We start from the raw sequence: 13,762 nt of genomic DNA on the forward strand, positions 1-13,762 counted from the left end.
TTGTAAACCAATATAATAGTGAGTAAAGAATTACGGCGGGAGGCTTCGCCGCCCGCCGTAATTCTAAACCTTAAACCTTTAACTTTGAACTTAAAGGATTCTATTTAAACTTCTTCTTAAAGCTAAATTTAAGCATATTCATGAGTCCCGGTTCAATGATATCAATTCCCAGTCCGAAATTACTGTCAGCAACAGTATGATGATCTGTTCGGAATTGTTCAAACTCGCTTTGCGGAATTTCAATATTAATCAGAGGATTGTATTCAATGTACACACTTGCCCCATTTTTGTTTACTTTTTTTCGGCTTTTATAATCAAAATATGGGTTGGATATTGTACTTTCCTGGACTGTATATTTTTCTTCAACATCAATTTTCTGATCCGTCTGCAAATTGATTTCATATTTCTCACTGTCGAAATTATGCCAGAAAGGTAAATCTTTGTGGATGAAATCTCTTGCACTCGCCTTCACTACATTTCGGTCAAAGTACATTAGAAAACGGTTTTTCTGCGGATCCATAAAATAAGGATTTTCAATGGTTGCGGTATACTGGATCTTAACTTCATTCAGTTTCTTATCATCACTGACTACATCAATAGCAGCATCTTTGAATACGTTTCGAACATCTGTACCATTGCGGTCACCTGAATAATTAAGCGCATAGAAAAGAAAGCTGTTCCAGCTGTCTATGATTTCTCTTTTATTGGTACTTTTAAAATACCTTCTCATAGCATTGGCTCTGTTTCCTTTATAAGTCGTTGACAGAGTAAGCTTTCCGGTATTGCCCTGTGCATTTAAATCAACTCTTTCATCAATGCAGAAGTAAGGGAATTTATAAGATTTTCTTACCTGAAGCTCCTGATCTTTCTTAACTTCCAGATAATGCATAAAATAGATAAAGCCTCTGTTTTCAATCAATCCGAATTCATCACGAATGGTTGCATCAATGAAATATTCTTCACCTTTATAATTCACTTTTACGACAACATGATTGAAACTTAACAGGGACGGCAGATAGTATTTAATATAATAATCCGTATTAAAATTAACCAGCACTACAGAGGCGTCTACTCCTATATAATCAAGGATTACTTTCAATAAAACCGATTTTGCCTTACAATCACCCTGTTTATTTTCATAGGTTACTGACGGCTCCTGTGGTTTATGTCCATTCATTTCATCTGCATTGAAGACGTAATAAATATGATTTTGTACATATTCTATGGCAAACTGCAGTTTTTCATCCTGATCAGCAATGGCATCCAGTTTTTCAACCAGGTTGGGAGCAAAATCCTTTAGAGAAGATTTGTTGAAAATCTCCTCATAGAACGGTACAATATAGTTGGAAAGATCTTTCCAGTTGCTTTCTGTAGCAAAATCTACATAAGGGAAAATTTCACGGCCTGAATCTACAGGGTTGATATAATTCTCTTCTTCAATGACAAATCTGTCTCCTTTTTTCAGATAACTGATTTCCGGCTCAAGAACATTGCCCTGTTCATCTCTGAAAAATGTTTTTTTGTAAGCAATAGTCTGTTCACGCTCATTGATAAACGTGAATTTAAAACTGCCATAAGCCCAATAGTTATCCGGACTTACCCAAACATATTTTGAGAACTCCTTTCTAAGAAAATCGCGGTCTGTAAATTCTTTGATTCTTGAATCTTCTAAAATCAGAACATCATACAGCCTGAGATCTTTAATGGTAATATTGATTTTTTTATTACTGCTAAGAACTCCTCCACTGCTTTGGTTTTCACTGTCAAGAACCTTTATTTTTGTGTCCGGAATCTTATCGATCAGCACTCCATCCCTTAACACACTGATCCTGTGAATCTGGTAAACTTCATTTTCCTCAACAATCACATCAGAAACAGAAGCCCTTTCCAGGTTTCCCGGTTCGTTCAGAGTATAAGCCATGCATACGTACTCACTGTTTTCAGTATTGCTTGTATAGTATTTTTTGTCTAAAAAATAGCAGTAATCGCGACCTTCATCAATTTGTCTTCTGGCAAATTCGGAGTCTTTGATTCGGTTTTTTATTTCCTCATCCCCGATATTTCCTGCCCACATTTCAGGTTTTTGAATCCTGTAATTTTCAACTTGCATTTGATTATCCATATTTATTATAAGAATTATATTTTGGTTAGTGTTCTTAAGAAATTCAAATTAAACGATTAAAAAAGTAAAAAGCAATAGCAGAACTACTACAATTAAGGAAAGCCAACTTCGGCATGGTAATTGCGAGGTATGGGGAAAATCAAGTTTATGAAAAGTATAGCAACAATTCTAAAAGGGGCAGCACCCGCATTAGCATTATTCGCAATGACGCAATGTACAACCACATCCAATGCATCCGCAGGTGATGAAAAAACATTCATCGTAGGACCACAAACAGCAGATTGTACAGGAGTAGCTCCTATGAAATGTCTGCAGGTAAAAGAAAACGCTTCCGCAAGCTGGACCAATTTCTACAGCAATATCGAAGGATTTACTTATGAACCGGGGTATGAATATGTTTTAAAAGTAAAAACAGAAAAGATTGCCAATCCTCCGGCTGACGGATCTTCCATAAAATACACTTTGGTAAAGCAGGTTTCTAAAACTAAAAAAGCAGAAATGGCAGCCAATGAAAAGACAATTATCGTAGGGCCGCAAACCGTAGAGTGTTCTGCTGGAGCCGGTCGTATGCAATGCATGCAGGTAAAAGAAAGCGCTTCTGCAGCCTGGACGAATTTCTACAGCCACATTGAAGGTTTTACTTATGAGCCGGGTTACGAATATGTTTTAAAAGTAAAAACAGAAAAAATCGAAAATCCTCCGGCAGATGCTTCTTCCATCAAATATACATTGGTAGAACAGGTTTCTAAAACGAAGAAATAATAAAAAACCGCTTCTGAAAATTCAGAAGCGGTTTTTTATTTTGCGGGAAGAAGGAAGTCAGAAGTTACTTTTTGGTCAATCCGGAAAAGTTAACCATTATATCTTCATTTTCCTTTTTATCTTAAAACCCAGTCTCTTTTTGTGGTGGATCAGGATATTTTCCTTTAGTAGCTTCTCCTACTGTGTTGGCTGTAGTCATCGCTACCACAAGATCATTCAGCATTCCGCTGGCTGCAGTGGGTGAATTGGGAAGAAGTACAAGATTACTTCTGTTGCTGGCGCCCACAGAATGTAAAGTATCATAGTGCTGTGTTACTACAATAAGTGCTGATGCTTCATGGGAATTAATATCCACATTATTCAGCATTCTTACAGATTCTTCCAGTCCTTTTGCAATTTCTCTTCGTTGGTCAGCAATCCCCTGCCCTTGTAACTTTTTAGATTCTGCTTCTGCTTTTGCAACGGCAACAATTCTGATTCTTTGTGCTTCAGATTCGTATTCGGCTGCTGTTTTTTCTCTTTCTGCTGCATTGATCCTGTTCATGGCATGTTTTACCTGCTCATCCGGATCAATATCTGTTACCAAAGCTTTGATAATATCATAACCATAACTGTTCATGGCATCCTGAAGCTCGCTTTTCACTGCAATGGCCACATCATCTTTTCTTACAAAAACATCATCAAGCTTCAACTTGGGTACTTCTGCTCTCACCACATCAAAAACAAAAGAAGTAATTTGATTTTCAGGATTTTCCAAACGATAATAAGCATCTCCCACCTGGCTTCTGATGACCTGATACTGAACAGAAATTTTCATTTTGATAAAAACATTGTCTAATGTTTTTGTATCAATCAGTACATCCAACTGCTGAATTCTCAGATTAAGTCTTTTAGCAATCTGATCTATGATGGGTAACTTAAGGTGAAGACCTGAATGCTTTACCGCACGGAATTTCCCGAAACGCTCTATAATCGCTGCTGTTTCCTGCTTAACGACAAAAAACGAAGCGAATAAAATGATAAGCCCGAAGAAAATAACGGGTGCAAAATATATACTCATAGTTTTAATTTTTATTAATGTCGTTACACCACCTGTTTTTGTTAAAAACATTTTTTGTAAGTAGCTGCTTAAATATAAGAAAAATAAATGTAAGATCCGGAATATAATCCCCGGGAAATCAGACTTGATGATATCATATTTTTTTTAAAAACCAAAATTATTCTGAAAAAGACTTACTTTTGAATATTCATTACATCATGGTCAATTCAAAAGAAATATTAAAAGATCACATCTCTAAATTCACTTCAATTACTGAAGAGCAATTGGATTATGTTTTCGGACATTTTAACCTGATCTCTTTAAAAAAAGGGCAAAGTCTTATTTCGGAAGGCGATTTTGTGAATCATGAATATTTTGTTCTGGAAGGCTGTCTGAAAGCTTTTTATCTTAATGACAGTATGAAAATGTTTATCCTTCAGTTTGCCATGCCTACGTGGTGGGTGACAGATTTTGATGCACTTTACAATAAAACAAGAGCAACCATCAATGTAGACTGTATCACCAATGCCAGCATCCTTTCTATTTCCAACGAGGACAGGGAAAAGATCTGTAATGAAATTCATGAAGTTGAACATTTTTTCAGATGGAGAACCAATAAAGGGTATGTAGCCGCCCAGAAACGTTTGTTATCTTTTATGAATAATGATGCCAGATTCCGGTATGAAGAACTTCTATCCATGTATCCTCAATTGTACAATCTGGTTCCGAAACATCTGATTGCATCTTATCTGGGAGTAACCAGAGAAACTTTGAGCAGGCTGCACCAGTAATCAACCTCTTTAAAACAATTAATCTCTTCCTCTATTTTGTGAGGTAGATCACGTAACTTTTTCTTTTGATCGGCGGAACTTTGTGTCAATATTTAAACCCAATAAAAATGGACACAAAAAATTTTAAAGTCAATAAAGAAAATAGTACCATCGAATGGATCGGAAGAAAAGTAACCGGAGCTCATAACGGTACAATTGGTATAAAAGAAGGTAACTTCACATTTGGAGAAGGGAAACCTGTCTCGGGAAAGTTCATCATTGATACCCGAGCCATCAAAATCCTTGATATTGAGGATACTGAGACCAACACCCAGTTTGCCAATCATCTGGCTTCTGATGATTTCTTTAATTCTGAACAGTTTCCTGAAGCTTATTTCGAAATCACGCATGCTGAACCGGGTGATGAAAACCTCTATTATGCAAAAGGAGATCTTACGATAAAAGGGATTACCCATCCTATCGATACAAGTCTACACATTGTAAAAACGGAAAACGTTGCTGTTTTGGATACTAAAATAGTGGTTGACAGAACAAAGTTCAACATCAAATTCAGATCATCTAATTTCTTTACCAATCTTGGTGACACATTGATCTACAACAATTTTGATCTCAACATTCATTTTGTTGCGGAAGCTTATTAATTCAAATAACCTTAAAAATTTTACCATCATGCCATTCATCAAAGTAGATGTGCTTCGCGAAGATCTTAACCGCGAAACAAAACAACAATTAATCAGAAAAATAAGTGAAGCTGTCACTTCAGTTTTGAATAAGGATCCTCACTTAACCCATATTGTCATTAACGAGATTGAAGATGATAACTGGGGATATGCCGGAGAACAGGTTTCAGTATTAAAAGAACAGGGATTTTCAACAGGAAAAAAATAAATCATCAATGAAAAAACAAACCGTAATAATAACAGGAGCCTCTTCAGGAATAGGATTGGAAACAGCACGTTATTTCTTAGACCGAGATGATAATGTCATCATCAATTCCCAAACGGCATCTAAACTACAGGATGTTTATAATGAACTTGGAGCCGGTGAAAATCTGGCAATGGTTGCCGGAAATGTTTCAGACAAAGCAACAGGTGAAGCGCTGGTAAAAACAGCTTTAGAAAGATTCGGATCTGTTGATGTTCTTATTAATAATGCAGGAATTTATGAAAATAAAGCATTTCTGGACGTTACCGAAGATTATCTGGATCGTTTTTTAACAACGAATTTGAAAGGAACATTCTTCACTACACAGGCTGTTATTCCTCAAATGATCAAACAAAAAGACGGTGTGGTAATTAATGTAGGAACGCCATTGGTATATCATGCCATTGCAGAGTCTCCTTCCACAGCACCAATTTCGAGTAAAGGAGCGATTCATGCACTGACTTTACAGCTGGCTGCAGAGTTTGGAAAAGATAATATCAGAGTCAATACCGTTGCTCCGGGATTGATCAGAACTCCAATGCATGGTGCAGACCTTGACAATAATTCAGGAATCCATTTGATCAATCTTATTGGAGAACCTGAAGAAGTTGCTCAGATGATTCATGCGATTGCTAAGAACACATTAATCTCAGGAGCCATCATCAATGTTGACGGCGGAATGGGTGCCGGGCATCATTTATCATGAAACTATCATTAATTATAGCATGGCTGCTCAGCTTTCCGCTGAGTAGCCTTGCACAAAATCTAAAGGATATGAAAACCAATCTGAACGCAGAAACTGAAATAAGAAATGTGATAGAGAACTATTATTTCAAAGGGATTTATGAAGGAAATACCGATATTCTTGCCAAAGCTTTTTATAAAGATGCTTTGCTTTTCGGAGACGTTAACGGAGTTCCCTATTTCAAAACTGCTAAGCAATATATTGAAGGAGTCGGAAGCCGTGTAAGCCCGGAAAAATCAGGAAAGGAATTTAATGCTGTAATTATCTCAATAGATATCAGTAATTCGATTGCTGTTGCAAAATTAAATGTAAGGATGTATGATTTTAATTACTATAATTTCATAACTTTCAATTATATAGACGGGCAATGGATGATCGTTAACAAGACTTTGACCAATGTACAGCCTTAATTCAGATTTTTAATGAAAACCAATACAATCATGTGGAATAAAAATAGAATTACGGAATTACTGGGAATAGAATATCCTATTCTGCAGGGACCTTTTGGCGGAAGCCTTTCCACCGCTGAACTGACAACAACAGTGAGTAATCTTGGCGGATTGGGAGGTTTCGGAGCGTATACTTTGTCACCGCAGGAAATCTTTGACGTTCACAAAGCGATACAATCCAAAACGGATAAACCTTACAATCTCAATCTCTGGGTAAGTGATCACGATATCATTAACGAAGAATATACAAAAGAACAATATCAAAAGGCTGTTGAGACTTTCAAACCTTATTTTGATCTTCTGCAGACGGATATTCCTTCAACACCACTCCCTTTTGAATCGAGATTTCAAAATCAGCTGGAGGTGGTTTTGGATATAAAGCCTAAAGTTTTCAGCTTTATGTTTGGAATGCTTGGTGAAAACCTCATCGAAGATCTTCATCGTCAGGGAACCATTGTTTTGGGAAATGCAACAACACTTGATGAAGCGATTGCTTTGGAAAAAACAGGCGTGGATGTTATTGTGGCTTCCGGTTTTGAAAGCGGTGGTCACAGACCTTCATTTCTGGATCAGGCAGAACTTTCTACTACGGGAACATTTGCTTTGATTCAATTAATTAAAGATCGTGTAAAAATTCCTGTGGTGGCTGCAGGAGGTATTGCCAACGGCCGTGGAATTGCGGGGGCTTTCAAACTGGGCGCTGATGCTGTACAGATCGGGACTGCTTTTCTGGCAACTGAAGAATCCGGAGCGTTACCGATACACAAAGAGTTTTTATTTTCTGAAGCTGCTAAATCCACTACTTTAACCAGAGCTTATACCGGAAGATTAGGACGTGGAATTACGACAAAAATCACAAGAGATCTATTAGCTGCAACAGAAAAAACATTACCGTTCCCATTGCAGACGCATTTTATGGGGGCATTAAGAAAAGCGGCTTTGGAACAGCAAAAAAATGATCTGGTTTTCTTCTGGTCCGGTCAGATTGCACCTCTTTTAAAGCATAAAAAAGCCTCCACTTTAATGCAGTCATTAATCGAAGAGGCTTCTGAATTATTACAATAAATAGAATCTACACGGTCATTCCGATGTCTATTCCTTTAATTTTTCTATATAAATCGGTAGCGTAATTATCCGTCATTCCGGAAACGAAGTCAATAACTCCAAGAACTTTCTGATAATCGGTTCCGTCATTGTAAATAAATTGCTTTGGAATTAATTTCAAAGCTTTTACATCATAGGATTTTCTTTGGTCATCAGGTTTCAGAATGGAAGGAATAAAGTGATCCAGCAATTCATACATTACGTTGTAACCGGCATTTTCAATTTCAACAACAGCTTTATGATTGTAAATTTTTTCTACCGAGAAACTTTCGATATCCTGCAGTGCTTTATTTTCTTTTTTATAAATATCAAGTAATCCATTACTAAGATTTCCTTCAAGAATTGTTTCAAAGTTATGCTTATACATCTCAATCGATTTGTTGATTAATGCATTGATAACTTTTGCTCTCAGATAAGAAATCTGTTCATTTTCATTGGATATAGAACGTAACTTTGTTTCAATTCTCTGAACATCATCCGTTTCCGATTTTACGAGCTCGAAAAACAGGTTTTTACAGTCTGCTGTAGAAACAATTCCCAATCTGTGGGCATCTTCCATATCAATGATGTTGTAACAGATATCGTCAGCCGCTTCTACCAGCCACACAAAAGGATGCCTTTTGAAAATATGAGGTTCCTCACTTTCAGAAATAAGCTGGGTTTCTTTAGCAATTTCCAGAAATATATCTTTCTCATTCTGGAAAAAACCGAATTTCTTTCTGTGAATGATTCCTTTTTTCTTTGCAACCGCTTCACACGGATATTTTGCAATACTTGCCAGTGTAGAGAATGTCAGCTGGATACCTCCTGCATCTTTTCCTTGCTGCTGCTGTGCCAATACTCTGATGGCGTTTGCATTTCCTTCAAAATTAACCAGATCTGCCCACTCCTTTTCATTGAATTTTGATTTCAGATCCTTTTCATTTCGTTCAAAATAGCTTGCAATGGCATCTTCTCCGGAATGTCCGAATGCAGGATTTCCCACATCATGACACAAACAGGCTGCCGCAATTACATTTCCTAAATTATAGAGATAAAAATTCTTTGAGTCTTCAGTGAGTTCATTTTTAAAATCTTCAGCAATAAATTCACCGATAATACTTCCTAAACTTCTTCCTACGGATGATACTTCCAGAGAATGCGTAAGTCTGTTATGCACAAAAACACTTCCCGGAAGAGGAAAAACCTGCGTTTTATTCTGCAGTCTTCTAAAGGCAGAAGAGAAGATAATTCTGTCGAAATCCCTTTGAAAATCAGTTCGTGAAGCTTTGGTCTGTGGATTGTTTCCTGTACGTTGATTGGTGAAAATCTGGTTTAAATTCATCATTTTTCAAAATTACTCCAAATTTTAATTGTATGGAATAGTATTTAGATTTTTATTAGTGAGATCTTTCATTCAAAAAATCTATGACAGTAAACGTTTTTTAGGGATCGGAAAACTTGATGAAATATTTTACATTTGGTGTAACTAATACATTGAAGATTATGAATGATTCTTCTTCATGTCAATTTTAAATTCTTAATATAATGACAGACAACACATGGCTCAACAGATGGGACGAAAGGTACAGCAGCGAAGAATTTGCGTATGGAACAGAACCCAACAATTATCTAAGAGAACAATTATCACAATTAACTCCAGGTAAAATACTTTTCCCCGCAGAAGGCGAAGGAAGAAATGCTGTTTTTGCAGCCACACAAGGATGGCTGGTTTCTGCTTTCGACATCAGTGCAAACGGAAGAGATAAAGCGTTACAATTGGCAGGGCAACAGCAGGTTATTATTGATTATCAGGTGGGAGAACTTTCCACTTTGGATTATCAGAAAGAGCAGTTTGATGCCATTGCGCTTATCTACGCTCATTTTCCGGGTGCGATCAAATCTTCTATTCATCAGATGTTAAATCAATATCTCCGTAAAGGTGGTTTTATTATTTTCGAAGCTTTCAGCAAAAATCATCTTGAATATATTGCAAAAAACGAAAAAGTAGGTGGTCCAAAAGATCTTGAGTCTTTATTCTCTATTGAAGAAATCAAAGCCGATTTTCCGGATTATGATATTATTGAATTAGCTGAAACAGAAATAGAGCTCAATGAGGGACTATTCCATAACGGGACAGGTTCCGTCATTCGTTTTGTAGGACAAAAACTGGCCTAAAAATATTTTAAACAGGGTTGTTTTGGGATAAAAATCAGGTTGTATGCAGCTATGGAATATTATTTGAATCTTTATCTCAAAACAAACGTATGCCTGAAGGTCCATCCATTATATTAATGAAAGAAACCTTGCAACCATTTGCAGGGCAGCAAGTGACAGAAGTTTCAGGGAATGCCCAATTTGAGAAAGATTCTTTCATTGGCCAGACTATTCTCGAAATCCGTACTTTTGGAAAACAGACTTACCTAGTTTTTGAAAAGGCAGCTATCAGAATTCACTTATTAATGTTCGGTTCTTACAGTGTTGATGAGCAGACCAAACCGGATAAAAGTTTGCGTTTGGCCTTGTTTTTCTCTACCGGAAACATTTATTTTTATACCTGTTCCGTAAAATCCGTACCTATTGAATATCTTTCAGCAATTGATTGGGAAGCTGATGTAATGAGCGACCAATGGAACCCCAAAAAAGCCGAAGAAAAATTGAAATCCAATCCAAAAATGATGGTTTGTGATGCATTGATGAATCAGGATATTTTTTCAGGTGTAGGCAATATTATTAAGAATGAGGTTCTTTTCAGAATTGGTGTGCAGCCTGAAAGTTTACTGGGTAATCTTCCTGCTAAAAAAAGAAAAGAGCTCATTGCTGAAGCCAGGAATTACAGTTTTGATTTTTTGAAATGGAAAAGAGAATTTGTTTTGAAAAAGCATTGGCTGGTCCATACAAAATCGGTGTGCCCGGTTTGTGGACAAAAATTGGTCAAGAAACAAACGGGTGTGGGAAAAAGAAGAAGTTTTTATTGTGAAAAGGATCAGAAGCTTTATTGAATAAACCGGTATTCTTATGTTTTGGCTGAAGCCGTTGATTGTTTTTATTTATTTAACGGGCTAAAGCCCGTTGCTATTGAATCATAGTATTCTATTTTTTCCCACTGATTACACGGATTTACACAGATTTTCTAATCATTTGACTGATATTGATTATTACTCATTGTTCATTACCTAGTACTCATGTATTAGTCTGAGTTGAGAAGTCCTCCGGCAAATTTTGTGAAAAAATCTGCTCTGTATACCTCTCCAAGAGGAATTTCGGAGTCTTCAATGTATATATTATGATTGTCGAATGAATCTATAAAATTCATATTCACCACGTAGGATTTACTTACTCTGATAAAGGTTTCCCCGGAAATCTTCTGATGAATGGTTTTTAAATTCATTGCTGTGATCAGCTTTTGCTGCTTTGTATGAATAACGACATAATCTTTGAGCCCTTCAATAAATTTAATATCTGAAAAACTGATTTTATAGAATCTTCGTTCTGCTTTGATGAATAAAAAGTCTGCCGTATTGGATTCCACGGTATTTTTAACGGTATCTTTAGATAAAAGTTCCGTATAAAGTACCGCTTTATCAATTGCTTTTTTAAGCCTTTGGGGATCAATAGGTTTCAAAAGGTAGTCCACTGCTTCCAGTTCATAGCTTTTCAATGCATATTGAGAATAGGCGGTGGTAAAAATAATCAGTGATTTTTTCGGAAGCATTTCTACAAATTCAAGACCTGTTACCATGGGCATTTCTATATCGAGGAAAATAAGATCTACCTCATTATCTTTAAGAAACTCAAGGGCAGAAGGAGCATTGGAAAATTCGCCCAGGACATCCATACTGGAAATTTCAGCGATCAGTGATCTCATTTCGGCTCTTGCCAGCGGTTCATCATCAACAATAATACAATTCATCACACGGGAATTTTTAAATTTACAACATATTCTTTATCAATGGATTCTATCTTCAGATCAAAGGTATCACTATAGAGAAGCTCCAGTCTTCTGATGATATTGGCAAGCCCTAGCCCACTGTTTTTTTTATCTGAAACGGTATACCCGGTACTTCTTGAATTAATACACCTGAAATAAAGCTGTTTATTCTCAATATTGATGTCTATTTCTACATAAGACTCTCCTCCACTGAGATCTACACTGTGCTTCACCGCATTTTCCACAAAAGTGGTAAACAGATTGGGAGGAATAAAAGTGCTGCTCATTATTCTTTTTTCCATATTGACCTGAATATCAAAAGAGAAATTGTCACGTCTTATTTTTTCAAGGTTTAAAAAATTGGACAGAAAATCAATCTCTGAAGTCAGCAACGTTTTCTCTTCACTGTTTTCGTAGAGCTGGTATCTGAGAAACTCTGAAAGTTTTACAATTACTACTGAAGCTTTTGCCGGATCTGTTCTGATGAGTGCTTTTACATTATTCAGCATATTAAACAGAAAATGCGGATTGATCTGATTTCTCAATTCATTCAGTTCCATCTTTAAGGTAAGATTGCTCAGCTCATTGATCCTTTTATTATCACTGATCCATTTCTGCAGAAGCTTGATTGTAGTTGTTGTCATAATAATGGGTATGCACATAAGAACCCCTTCATAGATTCCTCCCTTTTCATTTTCTCTGAGAATATTTTTCACTCTGAATTCTTCAAAGAACATTTTAAAGCCATACCCGATAAAATTGAGTCCTACAACCCCCATCAGAACAAGCAATGCCAGATAGGTGACATATTTGGTTTTAAAGAAAAATCTGGGAACCAATACATATATATTAATGTATACCATTGCAATCAGAATCGTATACACAAAAAACAGAACATAATACTGATAGACCCCTGAATACCAATGCCAGAACCTTGCACTGTAGATCAAAATGAAAAAGAAGATCAGAAACAACAGATGTCTTCGGAGTCCGTACTTCGCTTCCACCAGAAAATCCATGACAAAGGTTTCTTCAAATTTCCACGGACTGTATTTCATATGATAGGCTCATTTTATGATTAACAAAAATAGTCAATAACGTAAATTACAACTATTTTATTATACAAAACCTGTATTTTATTATACCAATTATCACGCTCGGGGATTTTGTATAAAATACCAGCCATTTTGTATAAAAACAAATTTACACACTTCTTTTCTCTATTCCTTTGTACCGTAAAATGACACATATGGAATTAACAGTCTTTCAAGAACTCACTCAGGAAATATCTCTAGAGTGCTTTTTTATGACAGAATCTCAACAGGAAGAAAAAGTAATACAGCTCATTGATCTGCATCATTTTATAGAATGTTTTGATTCGGAAATGAAAATTCTCAGCTACCTCCACCATTCTATTAATATTGTAGAACATGAAGGAGAGAAAAAAGGTATTCTGTTTTGTGACCTTAAACATTCTGCTGTACCTGACAGCAATGCCTCTGAAGAGTTTAGAAGAAGATACGGATTATCAGAACTCTGGTTTGTTTTTGTAGAGGAAACCTTTGTTCAGGATACTGCGTGCTATACGGATGCCATTATTGAAAACAGTCTGGATATCTTCTATGAAAGAATTTTTACCTTCAGCTTTTTCCAATCTATTATTCAGCCTTTAAAATAAACTACCGATGAAAACATTGAGAAGAGTAATTGTTCCCCTGGCAATTCTTCCTTTTAAAAACATTATTTATGCTCAAAAAAGGATAGTATTCCCTTTGAAGGTCCGTGCATTCTTTGCGGATAAAATCCCGCAGTCACGGAACTTCAATATTGAATATACTTTGACTTTGATAACCCCATCTTCTTTTTCTTCACAGTTAAAAGGTCAGGATTTGCCGGAGGCTGGTTTTTGAGTACTG

General features: G+C 36.3%; 16 protein-coding genes. 11 read left to right on the forward strand and 5 right to left on the reverse strand.

The window, feature by feature from the left end:
* Nucleotides 1-100 precede the first annotated feature (100 nt).
* On the reverse strand, nucleotides 101-2,110 hold the full coding sequence (locus tag A1704_RS16855; protein WP_062675311.1) for a hypothetical protein: 2,010 nt from the start codon (nucleotides 2,108-2,110) through the stop codon (nucleotides 101-103).
* Between the two features lie 159 nt (nucleotides 2,111-2,269).
* Here A1704_RS16855 and A1704_RS24945 point away from each other — a divergent pair, with 159 nt between their 5' ends.
* The gene (locus A1704_RS24945) at nucleotides 2,270-2,884 is read left to right on the forward strand and encodes a DUF4377 domain-containing protein (protein WP_238590642.1); all 615 of its coding nucleotides are present in this window, start codon (nucleotides 2,270-2,272) and stop codon (nucleotides 2,882-2,884) included.
* Between the two features lie 121 nt (nucleotides 2,885-3,005).
* On the opposite strand, the gene A1704_RS16865 is transcribed toward A1704_RS24945, so the two are convergent.
* Nucleotides 3,006-3,944 (reverse strand): SPFH domain-containing protein, encoded by a 939-nt coding sequence (locus A1704_RS16865; RefSeq protein WP_062675312.1) that lies wholly within the window; start codon nucleotides 3,942-3,944, stop codon nucleotides 3,006-3,008.
* A gap of 179 nt (nucleotides 3,945-4,123) precedes the next feature.
* On the opposite strand from A1704_RS16865, the gene A1704_RS16870 reads away from it, so the two are divergent.
* The 6 genes from A1704_RS16870 to A1704_RS16895 all read left to right on the forward strand — a co-directional run bounded on the left by A1704_RS16870 (nucleotide 4,124) and on the right by A1704_RS16895 (nucleotide 7,897).
* Entirely contained in the window at nucleotides 4,124-4,714 is a 591-nt protein-coding gene (locus tag A1704_RS16870; RefSeq protein ID WP_227942519.1) for a Crp/Fnr family transcriptional regulator, read from the forward strand.
* Nucleotides 4,715-4,821: 107 nt separating this feature from the next.
* The gene (locus A1704_RS16875; protein WP_062675240.1) at nucleotides 4,822-5,355 is read left to right on the forward strand and encodes a YceI family protein; all 534 of its coding nucleotides are present in this window, start codon (nucleotides 4,822-4,824) and stop codon (nucleotides 5,353-5,355) included.
* A 28-nt stretch (nucleotides 5,356-5,383) separates the two neighbouring features.
* Entirely contained in the window at nucleotides 5,384-5,602 is a 219-nt protein-coding gene (locus tag A1704_RS16880) for a tautomerase family protein (protein WP_062675241.1), read from the forward strand.
* A 7-nt stretch (nucleotides 5,603-5,609) separates the two neighbouring features.
* Entirely contained in the window at nucleotides 5,610-6,344 is a 735-nt protein-coding gene (locus A1704_RS16885) for an SDR family NAD(P)-dependent oxidoreductase (protein ID WP_062675242.1), read from the forward strand.
* Nucleotides 6,341-6,793 (forward strand): nuclear transport factor 2 family protein, encoded by a 453-nt coding sequence (locus tag A1704_RS16890; protein ID WP_062675243.1) that lies wholly within the window; start codon nucleotides 6,341-6,343, stop codon nucleotides 6,791-6,793. The genes A1704_RS16885 and A1704_RS16890 overlap by 4 nt, the downstream gene beginning before the upstream one ends.
* 12 nt (nucleotides 6,794-6,805) lie before the next feature.
* Nucleotides 6,806-7,897, forward strand: a complete 1,092-nt coding sequence (locus A1704_RS16895; protein ID WP_238590647.1) for an NAD(P)H-dependent flavin oxidoreductase — start codon at nucleotides 6,806-6,808, stop codon at nucleotides 7,895-7,897.
* Nucleotides 7,898-7,904: 7 nt separating this feature from the next.
* On the opposite strand, the gene A1704_RS16900 is transcribed toward A1704_RS16895, so the two are convergent.
* Nucleotides 7,905-9,260 (reverse strand): deoxyguanosinetriphosphate triphosphohydrolase, encoded by a 1,356-nt coding sequence (locus A1704_RS16900; protein ID WP_062675314.1) that lies wholly within the window; start codon nucleotides 9,258-9,260, stop codon nucleotides 7,905-7,907.
* A gap of 203 nt (nucleotides 9,261-9,463) precedes the next feature.
* Between A1704_RS16900 and A1704_RS16905 the strand changes: the two genes are divergently transcribed.
* Together A1704_RS16905 and A1704_RS16910 are read left to right on the forward strand one after the other, a co-directional pair.
* Complete coding sequence (locus A1704_RS16905) at nucleotides 9,464-10,093, forward strand: class I SAM-dependent methyltransferase (RefSeq protein WP_062675244.1); 630 nt, start codon at nucleotides 9,464-9,466, stop codon at nucleotides 10,091-10,093.
* A 17-nt stretch (nucleotides 10,094-10,110) separates the two neighbouring features.
* Nucleotides 10,111-10,917: a DNA-formamidopyrimidine glycosylase family protein gene (locus tag A1704_RS16910; protein ID WP_238590649.1), complete on the forward strand. Its 807-nt coding sequence runs from the start codon at nucleotides 10,111-10,113 to the stop codon at nucleotides 10,915-10,917.
* 188 nt (nucleotides 10,918-11,105) lie between these two features.
* Here A1704_RS16910 and A1704_RS16915 read toward each other — a convergent pair whose 3' ends face one another.
* A complete protein-coding gene (locus A1704_RS16915) occupies nucleotides 11,106-11,828 on the reverse strand; it encodes a LytR/AlgR family response regulator transcription factor (RefSeq protein WP_062675246.1) in 723 nt (240 codons plus the stop codon).
* Entirely contained in the window at nucleotides 11,828-12,904 is a 1,077-nt protein-coding gene (locus A1704_RS16920; protein WP_062675247.1) for a sensor histidine kinase, read from the reverse strand. The genes A1704_RS16915 and A1704_RS16920 overlap by 1 nt, the downstream gene beginning before the upstream one ends.
* Nucleotides 12,905-13,095: 191 nt before the next feature.
* Between A1704_RS16920 and A1704_RS16925 the strand changes: the two genes are divergently transcribed.
* Entirely contained in the window at nucleotides 13,096-13,524 is a 429-nt protein-coding gene (locus A1704_RS16925) for a hypothetical protein (RefSeq protein ID WP_062675248.1), read from the forward strand.
* 7 nt (nucleotides 13,525-13,531) lie between these two features.
* A complete protein-coding gene (locus tag A1704_RS16930; RefSeq protein WP_062675249.1) occupies nucleotides 13,532-13,756 on the forward strand; it encodes a hypothetical protein in 225 nt (74 codons plus the stop codon).
* The last annotated feature ends 6 nt before the right edge of the window (nucleotides 13,757-13,762 follow it).

Source organism: Chryseobacterium cucumeris (assembly GCF_001593385.1).
GTDB lineage: Bacteria > Bacteroidota > Bacteroidia > Flavobacteriales > Weeksellaceae > Chryseobacterium > Chryseobacterium cucumeris.

Coding starts and splice junctions, on each gene's coding strand:
- A1704_RS16900 (WP_062675314.1), bottom strand. CDS start 9,260: ATGAATTTAAACCAGATTTTCACCAATCAACGTACAGGAAACAATCCA.
- A1704_RS16930 (WP_062675249.1), top strand. CDS start 13,532: ATGAAAACATTGAGAAGAGTAATTGTTCCCCTGGCAATTCTTCCTTTT.
- A1704_RS16895 (WP_238590647.1), top strand. CDS start 6,806: ATGAAAACCAATACAATCATGTGGAATAAAAATAGAATTACGGAATTA.
- A1704_RS16915 (WP_062675246.1), bottom strand. CDS start 11,828: ATGAATTGTATTATTGTTGATGATGAACCGCTGGCAAGAGCCGAAATG.
- A1704_RS16925 (WP_062675248.1), top strand. CDS start 13,096: ATGGAATTAACAGTCTTTCAAGAACTCACTCAGGAAATATCTCTAGAG.
- A1704_RS16905 (WP_062675244.1), top strand. CDS start 9,464: ATGACAGACAACACATGGCTCAACAGATGGGACGAAAGGTACAGCAGC.
- A1704_RS16865 (WP_062675312.1), bottom strand. CDS start 3,944: ATGAGTATATATTTTGCACCCGTTATTTTCTTCGGGCTTATCATTTTA.
- A1704_RS16890 (WP_062675243.1), top strand. CDS start 6,341: ATGAAACTATCATTAATTATAGCATGGCTGCTCAGCTTTCCGCTGAGT.
- A1704_RS16880 (WP_062675241.1), top strand. CDS start 5,384: ATGCCATTCATCAAAGTAGATGTGCTTCGCGAAGATCTTAACCGCGAA.
- A1704_RS16875 (WP_062675240.1), top strand. CDS start 4,822: ATGGACACAAAAAATTTTAAAGTCAATAAAGAAAATAGTACCATCGAA.
- A1704_RS16885 (WP_062675242.1), top strand. CDS start 5,610: ATGAAAAAACAAACCGTAATAATAACAGGAGCCTCTTCAGGAATAGGA.
- A1704_RS16920 (WP_062675247.1), bottom strand. CDS start 12,904: ATGAAATACAGTCCGTGGAAATTTGAAGAAACCTTTGTCATGGATTTT.
- A1704_RS16855 (WP_062675311.1), bottom strand. CDS start 2,110: ATGCAAGTTGAAAATTACAGGATTCAAAAACCTGAAATGTGGGCAGGA.
- A1704_RS24945 (WP_238590642.1), top strand. CDS start 2,270: ATGAAAAGTATAGCAACAATTCTAAAAGGGGCAGCACCCGCATTAGCA.